The organism is Rhodoferax sp. ZS1R8, from assembly GCF_056521325.1.
The window spans coordinates 168,570-179,341 of sequence record NZ_JBWMBA010000002.1 but is presented as its reverse complement, the minus strand read 5'-3'; the positions used below and the strand labels follow the sequence as shown (position 1 = coordinate 179,341).

The following is a 10,772-nucleotide window of genomic DNA, read 5'->3' as shown; positions in this document are numbered from 1 at the left end:
ACGATGACCGCGCGTTTCAAATCTGCTTTCTGGTTGTACAGCTCCGTGCTGGTCACCGTGGTCGCTTCACTGTGGACGGTTCAGGGCGCCTGGTCCTCGTCCGGCGCAGCGCCAAGCACGGATTCACAAACGGCCGCCACACCGGATGCGCCGGTGCGCCAGACCCTGGCGCAGGCTCTGGAAAAGTCAGTCGGCTGCGAGTCCTGCCACACCGGCCTGGGCGATGCCAATTCATCGGCGGCCAAGGACCACCGCAGCATGCATGCCAACCCCGGCGTAGTGCTGGGCTGCGCCGACTGCCATGGTGGCAACGCATCCATCCAGAAACCAGCGAACACCGAGACGGCCGACGCCCCGTACCAGGACGCGCTGAAGGCGGCCCATGTATTGCCGCGCTTCCCCGTCCAGTGGAACTACCCCTCGTCTGCCAACCCGCCGGGCAGCTTCACACAGCTCAACCGCGAGTCACCGGCCTTTATCCGCTTCATCAATCCCGGCGACATGCGCGTGGCGCGCCAGGCTTGTGGCGCCTGCCACCTGGCCACCGTGCAGGCCAGTGAACGCAGCCTGATGTCCACCAGCGCCATGCTGTGGGGCGGTGCCTCGTACAACAATGGCATCCTGCCCTACAAGCGCTATCGGCTGGGTGAATCCTACACCGCGCTGAGTGAGCCAGCGCTACTGAAGAACCCGCTGCCCACCAACCCGCATATGGTGGACATGGGCATTCTGGACATGCTGCTACCGCTGCCGGCATGGGAGACGGTGCCGCCCGCCGATGTGTTCCGCGTGTTCGAGCGGGGCGGCCGTGTCATCGGCACGCAGTTCCCCGAGGTCGGCTTGCCCAACCTGAGCGGCGGCCTGCAAAAGCTGGACGAACCCGGCCGCCCCGACATCAAGCAGTCCAACCGCGGGCCGGGCACCGGCAGCCGCATCGCCGTGCCACTGATCAACATCACGAAGACGCGGCTGAATGACCCGCACTTGTGGTTTCTGGGCACCAACGAGCAGCCGGGCGACTATCGATCGTCGGGCTGCACCGCCTGCCATAGCCCCTACGCCAATGACCGCGATCCCCAGCACTCCGGACCGTATGCGCGCTTCGGCCACGAGGGCAAAGCCGCCACCCGCGACGCAACTATCCCGAAGGACCAGTCGGGCCATCCGATATCGCACCAGTTCACGCGCGCCATACCGTCCTCGCAATGCATGACATGCCATATGCACCAGCCCAATGTGTTTGTGAACTCGTTCTATGGCACAACGATGTGGGACTACGAGACCGACGCGCCGAGCATGTGGCCCAAAGCGCAAAAATACCCAACGGCAGAAGAGTCCCGCAAGATATTGGCGCGCAACCCGGAAGAAGCGGCCACCCGTGGTTTGTGGGGCGACCCTGAATTCTCGAAGAAAGTGTCGGAGCTGAACCCAACGCTCAAGGACACGCAGTTTGCCGACTACCACGGCCACGGCTGGAACTTCCGCCAGGTGTTCAAACGCGACCGCAAGGGCACATTGCTAGATACCGACAACCAACCGGTGTCGGACACCGATCCGCAAAAGTTCAAGAAAGCCGTGCATCTGACATCGGTTCATCTGGACGTGGGCATGCACTGTGTCGACTGCCACTTCTCGCAGGACAACCATGGCAACGGCCACATCTATGGTGAGGTGGCCGCCGCCATTGAAGTGGACTGCAAGGACTGCCATGGCAGCGCCAACGCCTACCCCAAGCTTGTCACCACTGGCCCTGCCGCCAAGCCCGGTGGCATGGACATGGCCTTGCTGCGCACACAAGACGGCCGCAAACGCTTTGAGTGGCGCGGTGACAAACTGTTCCAGCGCTCGGCAGTAGACCCGACACTGGAATGGGAAATGTCCCTGGTCAAGGATTCGGTCACACCAGGCAACCCCCGCTACAACGAAAAGGCCGCCCGCGCCAAGCTGATGCATGCCGGCGAGGCCGGGCAAAACGGTCAGTGGGGCGCCACTACCAATGGACAAGGCTATGCCCACGGGGATGACAACATGACCTGCTACAGCTGCCACCTGTCATGGACCACCAGTTGCTCCGGCTGCCACCTGCCGATCCAGGCCAATGCCAAGACCGAACGCCTGCACTACGAAGGTGGAGAAACCCGCAACTACGCGACCTACAACCCGCAGGTCGTGCGCGAGGACGTCTTCCAGTTGGGCCGCCACGGGCCGGTCAAGGGTGCCAAGATATCGCCGATACGATCCAGCTCTGCGCTGGTGCTGTCGTCCACCAACGCCAACCGCGAAAAGATCTATATCCAACAAGCACCGGTGGCGGCCAGCGGATTCTCCTCACAGGCGTTTGCGCCCCACTACCCGCATACAGAACGCAAGACCGAGACCAAGACCTGCTCGGACTGCCATGTCAGCCAGGCCAATGACAACAACGCCATCATGGCGCAGCTGCTGCTGCAGGGCACCAATTTCGTCAACTTCATCGGTCACAACACCTGGGTGGGCGAGGCCGAGCATGTAGAGGCTGTGCAAGTCACCGAATGGGATGAGCCCCAGGCGGTGATCGGTAGCTACCTGCACCGCTACGCCTACCCGGACTGGTACCAGAACCATTTGAAGGCGGACGGCAAACTGCAAGAGGCGCATGACCATGGCACGGCCGGCGCCACGCAGTGCCTCAGCCTGCGCGGCGAGTACCTCTACGCCGCCGAAGGCACGGGTGGCATGCGGGTCTATGACGTGGCGTCGATCGCCAACAAGGGCGTCTCACAGCGCATCATTTCTGCACCCTTCTCCAAGCTGGGCCAGCAGACGCATATTGCATCCGCCAACGCCACCTGCGTCGCCCTGCCCACCAACCAGCCCATCGCGCCGCTGCGCAACCAGGGCGAGCTGATGCGCACCACCAACCAGGAACAGCCCTTTCACGCCATCTACCACTATGCCTTCATCACCGACGCCAAGGAAGGCCTGATCGTCACCAATGTTGACACGCTGGCCGACGGTGAATTCCGCAACAACTTTCTGCAGCGTGCGCTGACCTGGAACGGCGATGCGGGTAACCCCGGCATCCTGGATGGCGCACGCCATGTGGTCGTCGCCGGCCACTACCTGTACATCGCTGCAGACAAGGGTCTGGTTGTCGTCAACGTGGATGACCCACTCAAGCCCAGCGTGGCTGCTGTCGTACCGCTGAAAGACGCCCGCGCAAGCGCTGTGCAGTTCCGCTACCTGTGGGTCACCACCGCTGCGGGCCTGGAGCTGCTGGACATCACCAACCCCGCCAAGCCGCGTCTGGTATCTGAAGCGCGGGTAACACTGCGCGATGCACGCAAGGTCTACCTGGCCCGCACCTATGCCTACGTGGCCGCAGGGGCTGAGGGCCTGGCCGTGGTCGATGTTGAAAAGCCCGAGCGGCCACAACTGGTGCAGCGCTTCACCAACAGCGACGCGCAGGGCAAGGCGGGCATGGGCGGCAAGCTGACAGATACGCAGGATGTGATCGTCGGCTCCACCAACGCCTCGCTGTTTGCGTATGTGGCCGATGGCGTCAACGGCCTAAAGGTGGTGCAATTGACGGCGCCCGATACACAACCCAAATTTTACGGTTTCTCACCTTCGCCCGCACCGCAGGTGGTGGCATGGCGGCCCACCGCATCGCGCGCACTGGCACTGTCCAAGGGTATGGACCGTGACCGCGCTGTGGATGAGACCGGGGGCCAGATTGCAGTCTTCGGGCGCATAGGCTCGCGGCCCTTTACCTTGCCCGAAATGCAGAAGCTCTATCTGCGCAAGGACGGAGGGGTGTGGACCGTGGACGACACGCCCACTGCCAATGGCCGCAAGGCCTCCGCCTCCGCTCAGTCACCCACACAGTACACAGCCCAATCGGCCGCACCACTGGGAGCCACTCGATGACCCGCCTGATTTTTTCTCTGGCAGCGCGGTTCTCCGTGCTCCTGACGCTGGTGGCAGCGCTGGCGGCCGGGCATTCGCTGGTACATGCCCAAACCTTGCCCGACCAGTCTCCGGACAAAACCCTGGGCGTCGTCAACTGTTCCAGCTCGCTATGCCACGGCTCGGTCAGCACCTGGCAGAGTTCTCCGGTTGCGCAAAACGAATACGTGGTCTGGTCCCGCCTGGACAAGCATGCCCGCGCCTACAGCGTGCTGTTGAACGAGCGCTCGCGCAGCATCGCCAGCAAGCTGGGGCTGACCAAGCCAGCCCACGAATCGAAGGAGTGCCTGGATTGCCATGCGCACAACCCGGTGGCTGAGCGGGTCGACACCCGCCACAAGATCACCGACGGCGTAGGCTGCGAGGGCTGCCATGGCCCGGCCGGCAATTGGATAGCCGGCCACACGGCGCCCGGCGTCAAGCATGCGGACAATCTGGCCCACGGCCTGTACCCGGCCGCCGTGCCGCAGGCGCGGGCCAAGTTGTGCATGTCCTGCCACTTCGGCACAGCCGACAAATACGTCAACCACCGCACCATGGCCGCCGGCCACCCGCGTTTGAGTTTTGAGTTGACGACCTTCACCAATCTACAGCCGGCGCACTTCAACGTCGACAAGGACTACACCGAACGCAAGGGTGTCCATGCCAGCAACCATGCCAAAGTTTGGGCGCTGGGCCAGGCACTCGCGGTCAGCACACAGATGGAGATATTGGTGGACCCGGTGCGCGGGCGCGACGGCGTCTTCCCGGAACCCACGCTCTTTGACTGCCACGCCTGCCACCACCCCATGGCAGACCAGCGCTGGAAGCCCCGCACCGCCTTTGGCACCAGTATTTCCCCCGGGCTGATACGGCTGAACGATGCCAATGCGCTGATGCTGCGCCTGATCCTGCGCCAACTCGATGCGGACCTGTACAACCGCTTCAACCAGGCCGCGCAAGACCTGAACAAGGCCTTGGCAGGCAATGGCAAACTCAATGACAAGGCACTGGCGCTGCGTCAACAGGCACAGGTAGCCAGCGAAAAGATTTCTGCGTCCAGCTTTGATGGCGGCACACTGCGCGCCATGACCTTGAACCTGATAGACGACGGCCTTGCTGGCCTGTACCCTGACTACTCGGGTGCCGAGCAGGCCACGATGGCCCTGGGCAGCTTGAGCAGCGCCATGCAACAGACAGGCGCTGTCAAGAACCCTGCGGCCTACAACAAGGGACTGGCGCAGCTACGCGCGGTGCTGGTCAAGGACGAGGCCTACAAACCCGCAGAGTTCATGTCCCGACTGCGCGAGTTTCGCAGTGTGGTCGGGGCACGTTAGCAAGGATTCGCCATGGAAGCTGACTTCACCATCGCCATCGTCGGTTCCGGTCCGGCGGGACTGTCCGCAGCGGGCCACTGCGCATCGCTGGGCATTCGGCATATCCTGCTGGAAGCCCAGGAACATTTGGCCGACACCATCTACAAGTACCAGAAGGGCAAGCACGTGATGGCTGAGCCAGCCGTCCTGGGCTTGCGCAGCCCCGTCAGCTTTGCAGCAGGTTCGCGCGAAAGCATTCTGAATCAATGGAACCAAGAAGTGGTCTCGCTTGGCGTGCAGGTGCAGCACAACGCGCAGGTAGTCGGCATCACCGGCGCCAAGGGTCTGTTCCAGATTGAGCTCGCCAGTTCAGAGATCGTGTCTGCCGCGCACGTGGTACTGGCTATTGGCCTGCAGGGCAATCTGCGCACGCTGGGCGTGGCGGGCGAGCACCTGCCCGGCATCCAATACCAACTTGATAACCCAAAGGAGTACGAAGGAGAAACCATCTTGGTGGTTGGCGCGGGTGACGCAGCCATTGAAAACGCACTGGCCCTTGCCGCAGCAACCAACCGCGTCATCCTGCTTAACCGCAACGAAGAATTCACACGCTGCAAGGACGGTAACTTGACAGCCATACAGGCGGCAGCGCGCAGCGGGCTGGTGAGTTGCCGCTTCAGCACACAGGTAGACCACGTTGCTCCCCTAGACACCGCCTCGTCGCAGGAGGACATGAACCGGACCATGATGGTCTCCCACGTTGACTTGTCCAAGCGCCACTCCGCAAGAGGCACCGAGCCACGGCTGTCCGTGGTGCTCAACACCCCTTCGGGTGAGGAACGCATCGATTGCCACCGCATCATCGCCCGCCTGGGTGCCACGCCCCCCCGCAAACTGGTGGAGAGTTTCGGCGTGCGCTTTACTAGCAGAGAAGCTACGGCACTTCCAGAGTTGTCGACCACCTATGAATCGAGCGTGCCGGGGCTGTATGTCATAGGGGCTTTGGGTGGATACCCGCTGATCAAGCAGGCTATGAACCAGGGCTACGAAGTCGTAGAAACCATCATGGGCCGCAGCGTCGAGTCCGCAGACGAACCATTGTTGCGTCAAAAATTTGCCGATATCTTGCGGCAGCTGCCTCACTTGGGTGGTGTCAGCGGAGTGCTGGAACTGGTGGGTAGCAGTGTGCCGCTATTCGAAGGCTTGACCGCGCTGCAGCTGCGCGAAGTAATGCTCGATAGCGACCTGCGCATGCTGCGCTCAGGGACAGAAATTTTTAAACGCAACGACTACAGCAACTCTTTTTTCTCTATCGTCTCCGGCACGGTCAAGATTGTGGGTGAGACCCAGGCGAACGACATCATCCTGGACAATGGTCAGTTCTTTGGCGAGATGGGATTGATCTCCGGGCGCCGACGCTCGGCCACCGCGGTTGCCGGGCTGGACTGCCTGTTGGTTGAAACCCCACGGCGTGCCATGCTGAAGTTGCTCGCCACGGTAGACCCCGTTCGGCGCAACCTGGACCGTGTCGCGCTGCGCCGTGCGGTTCGCAAGTACGTGGCTGGCAATGTGACCGAAGCCGACCTGGATACCATGGTCGAGGGCTCCACGCTCAAACACTACAAAACCGGCGAAGCCTTGTTCAACCAGGGCGATAAGGCCGACGGGCTGTACCTGATACGCCGTGGCTCGGTGATGGTGTCGCACATGCTGGGCGGGCGCGAGGTGGTGATGTCGTATGTGTCCGCCGGAAACTATGTTGGGGAAATGGCGCTGATGATGAACGCTCCCCGATCGGCCACCGTGCGGGCAGCGGTGCCTACCGAGGCCATTGTGCTGGATGCCAACCAGGTGCTGGATATCGTAGCCCGCAACACAAGCATGCGCCACCAGCTGAACGAGCAGTACAACCAGCGGGTACAGGCCAACCAGGCGGTAGCAGACGACACCCAATCAGGAAACCTGATCTCGTTTTTGTTGCAGCAGGGGGTTGGTGAGGCCACAGACGTGTTGCTAATTGATGAATCGCTGTGCGTACGCTGCGACCACTGCGAAAAAGCCTGCGCCAGCACGCATGACGGCTTCTCCCGCCTGGACCGCGAGGCCGGACCGACCTATGCCAACCTGCACGTGCCAACATCGTGCCGACATTGCGAGCACCCGCATTGCATGAAGGACTGCCCGCCCGATGCCATCCATCGCTCACCCAATGGTGAGGTGTTCATCAGCGATGCCTGCATCGGCTGCGGGAACTGCGAAAAGAACTGCCCATACGACGTCATCCAGATGGCGCCGCTGTCAACCAAGAAGACGGGCGGCAACCTGCTGTCGTGGATGTTGTTTGGCTTGGGACCGGAGCCCGGCACGCACCAGGCCGGCAACCTCCAGGATAAAACCAGCCAGAAGAAGGCCGTCAAGTGCGATATGTGCAAGGACATCAAGGCCGGCCCGGCTTGTGTTCGAGCCTGCCCTACGGGTGCAGCCCTGCGCGTGAGCCCCGAGAACTTCCTGCAGTACGCTGGATCCAAGAAGTAGTTTCCTTCGGAGGCGCGTTTGCGCATTGCGCCCGCTACAGAACTGGGGTGAGCGCCGCCGTTCGTGTCCCCCGGCCTTCGGCCTCCTCCTTTACCTCACTTTGGCGCCCACCCCAGCTCTGTAGCTGGAACCTGCTGTTTGCGGGCATGTAACCGTACACGATCGGCGATACTGGTGCGTCAATGATTGACACGCCAGACACCACCGCCAACACCCCCATCCACGCCAGCTACCTCGCCTCGCTGCGCGACAGTTTTTTCCGCATCCTGCCTATGGCCTGGCCGGTGCTGATTGGCCAACTGGCGGTGCTGGGCTTCAGCACAGTGGACACCATACTCGTAGCGCGTTTTGCGGCCAGTGATCTTGCGGCGCTATCGATCGGCATGGCGGCCTACATCACGATCTTCATCGGCTTCATGGGCATGGTGCTGGCCATCAGTCCTATGGCCGGGCAATTGTTTGGCGCCGGCAAGTTGCGCGAAGCGGGCCGACAGGTGCACCAGGCGATCTGGATTGCATTAGGTCTGGCGGTGGTGGGCAGCACGCTACTGCTGTTACCCGGGCCGTTCCTGGCGCTGGCCAAGACCAGCCCCGAAGTCTCGGACAAGGTGCGTGGCTATTTGACTGCGCTGGCTTTTTCGCTGCCGGCCTCGCTGCTGTTCACGGTGTACCGCGGCTTCAATACTGCGGTGTCACGGCCCAAGGCAGTGATGGCGCTGCAAATCGGCGGGCTGGCATTGAAGGTCCCGCTCAGCGCACTGTTTATCTATGGCTGGACGCTGCCGCTCCCCGGTGGCCTAGGCAGCTGGCATGTGGCGCCCATGGGCGTCGTTGACTGTGGGCTGGCCACAGCGCTGGTGATGTGGGCGCAGGCTATGACAGCTTGGGTGGTCATGCGGCGGGACCCGTTCTACGCACCGTTCGGCCTGCATGACAAGGGCTTTGCCCGGCCAGACCGTACCGCCATGCTGGCGCAACTGAAACTGGGCGTGCCAATGGGCGCGGCCATCATGATCGAGGTCACGGGGTTCAGCTCCATGGCGTTTCTCATCTCGCGCCAGAGCGGCGAGGCGGTGGCCGGCCACCAGCTGGCGGCCAACCTGGTGTCAATGATGTTCATGCTGCCGTTGGCGCTGGCCAATGGCACGGCTACGCTTGTCGCACAGCGCGTGGGCGCGCACGACCTGGCCGAGGCACGCCGACTGGGCTGGCATGGCGTGGAGATTGGCGTTGGTATCGCGGCCATCCTTGGCGCACTGGTCTACCTGCTGCGCGAGCCAGTGCTCCATGTGTATACCGACAACCCCACCATCATCGCGGCCACGCTGCCGCTGCTGGTGTGGGTGTGGTGGTTCCATGTGGCAGACGCAGCCCAGACCATGGCCAATTTTGTGTTGCGCTCGCACCGCGTCACGCTAATGCCGTTGGTCTTCTATGCCACGTCATTGTGGGGCATAGGCTTGGTGGGCGGCTACTTTGTCACCACCAGCAGTTGGGCGCCGCCGACACTGCAAGGCGCGCAGGGTTACTGGGCCATGAGCACGGCCGGGCTGGTGGCCGCCGGTGTGTCGCTGTGCGCCTTCCTGGCCTGGGTGCACCGGCAGGAGGCGCCCAAGTCCGCCTGAGCCAGTTGTTATTGGTAAAATCAGCCGCTAGCCCCCGTGGAACGTGCATAAGCAGCTCCTGATTTGATAGCAATCTCTACCAGGGCAACGACCGCGCCACGGCGCCGATCACTGTGCAGCAACAGTTTGTTGGTTGTGCGCCAGCAACTGTTTCAGTTCTTGCGTGCGCTGCGCACGCGGCAACTCGGCAAGCTGGTGCACCGCGCCGTAGAAGGACCGCCAGTCGCCGGGATGGCGTGCGAACAGTATTTCGAAAGCGGCCACCCAATCGTCGTACGCGGCCAGCGCGCCGAAGGCGGCGTTATTGGCGCTGGCGACCCAGGCGTCATAGCCCGTCGAGCCACCCCAGCCCTGCTTGAGCTCGGTATAGCTCTGGCGGAACTCGGCATAGACGGCCTGCTTTTTGGCCTCCAGCGTGGCCGGCGCATCGCCTCCGCCATCTGCGTACAGGGCCTTGAGCTGCAGCTGGGTCTTGCCCGTCAAAGTGCGAAAGGCGCGGCGCCGCGCATCAAAGTCGGTGTATTCCGTTTGTGCGCCGGCTTTGGCATGCTTGGCCAGCCAGGCGGTACTGCCCAGGCGCTCGACGGCGGTCGCAAAGGATTCGTTGAACGCGGTGTCGTCCTTCACGTAGACCACCTGGTGCGCCATTTCGTGGAAGATCATGCGGGCCAGTTCCCCCTGAGGGTACTGGATGAAGGTGCTGAGCAGCGGGTCACCGCCGAGCAGGTTGGTCCAGCCCAGTGTGGAGTAGGCGGGCACACCGTAGACGCTGACTTCCAGTCCCCGTGCACGCAATGCATCGGCCTGCTGCTTGGCTTCCTGCTCGTCAAAGTATCCGCGGTAGCCGACACAGCCCACCAATGGAAAACACCAGGTGTTGAGCGTCAGCGAATAGGCAGGCGCTGCCACCACATTCCACACCACGGCGCGCCGCGGCAGTTGCGCATAGCGTTGGTAGCTGGCGTTGTCGGGCAATTGCAGCGTGCCGACGGCAAATCGCCGTATGTCCTGCGCCAGCCGCAGCCGCTCTTTCAATGCCGGAGGGGTGTTGTCTTCGGCCAGCCAGTCGTCTATGGGGCGCGCGGCTTGCAAGAGCTGCAAATGGCCGCTGGCCGAACCCAGCAGATAGGCAGTGTCTGCACAGCCAGCGGTCAGCGTGGCACATACCAGGACAAACACTGTTAAAAAGCCGGGACGCTGGGTGCCGTCGGGGTGCGCGGAGCGAATCATGGGCCAATTATCGGCAGATCCCTGCGGTCGCGAATGGCCTGAAACGCATGGATTCCCCCCTTTGTTGTGCGGTATGAAAAAACCCGGGGCTGCCACCGCAGCGCCCGGGTTTTTGTGAACCCCGTCACACCGGACGGGC

General features: G+C 62.5%; 5 protein-coding genes. 4 read left to right on the top strand and 1 reads right to left on the bottom strand.

Going from position 1 to position 10,772, the window contains the following annotated elements; translation table 11 throughout:
* Nucleotides 1-3: 3 nt before the first annotated feature.
* From AC097P_RS06830 to AC097P_RS06815, 4 genes are all read left to right on the top strand, one after another.
* Nucleotides 4-3,909 (top strand): hypothetical protein, encoded by a 3,906-nt coding sequence (locus AC097P_RS06830; protein ID WP_479609642.1) that lies wholly within the window; start codon nt 4-6, stop codon nt 3,907-3,909.
* The gene (locus AC097P_RS06825) at nt 3,906-5,264 is read left to right on the top strand and encodes a multiheme c-type cytochrome (RefSeq protein ID WP_479609641.1); all 1,359 of its coding nucleotides are present in this window, start codon (nt 3,906-3,908) and stop codon (nt 5,262-5,264) included. Before AC097P_RS06830 ends, AC097P_RS06825 begins: the two co-directional genes overlap by 4 nt.
* A gap of 12 nt (nt 5,265-5,276) precedes the next feature.
* Nucleotides 5,277-7,778, top strand: a complete 2,502-nt coding sequence (locus AC097P_RS06820; RefSeq protein ID WP_479609640.1) for a cyclic nucleotide-binding domain-containing protein — start codon at nt 5,277-5,279, stop codon at nt 7,776-7,778.
* Between the two features lie 182 nt (nt 7,779-7,960).
* A complete protein-coding gene (locus AC097P_RS06815; protein WP_479609639.1) occupies nt 7,961-9,403 on the top strand; it encodes an MATE family efflux transporter in 1,443 nt (480 codons plus the stop codon).
* A 108-nt stretch (nt 9,404-9,511) separates the two neighbouring features.
* On the opposite strand, the gene AC097P_RS06810 is transcribed toward AC097P_RS06815, so the two are convergent.
* Complete coding sequence (locus AC097P_RS06810; protein WP_479609638.1) at nt 9,512-10,633, bottom strand: aminopeptidase; 1,122 nt, start codon at nt 10,631-10,633, stop codon at nt 9,512-9,514.
* Nucleotides 10,634-10,772 lie beyond the last annotated feature (139 nt).

Excerpts from the sequence above, each read along its gene's own strand:
- AC097P_RS06825 (WP_479609641.1), top strand. The coding sequence starts at position 3,906 with ATGACCCGCCTGATTTTTTCTCTGGCAGCGCGGTTCTCCGTGCTCCTG.
- AC097P_RS06830 (WP_479609642.1), top strand. The coding sequence starts at position 4 with ATGACCGCGCGTTTCAAATCTGCTTTCTGGTTGTACAGCTCCGTGCTG.
- AC097P_RS06815 (WP_479609639.1), top strand. The coding sequence starts at position 7,961 with ATGATTGACACGCCAGACACCACCGCCAACACCCCCATCCACGCCAGC.
- AC097P_RS06810 (WP_479609638.1), bottom strand. The coding sequence starts at position 10,633 with ATGATTCGCTCCGCGCACCCCGACGGCACCCAGCGTCCCGGCTTTTTA.
- AC097P_RS06820 (WP_479609640.1), top strand. The coding sequence starts at position 5,277 with ATGGAAGCTGACTTCACCATCGCCATCGTCGGTTCCGGTCCGGCGGGA.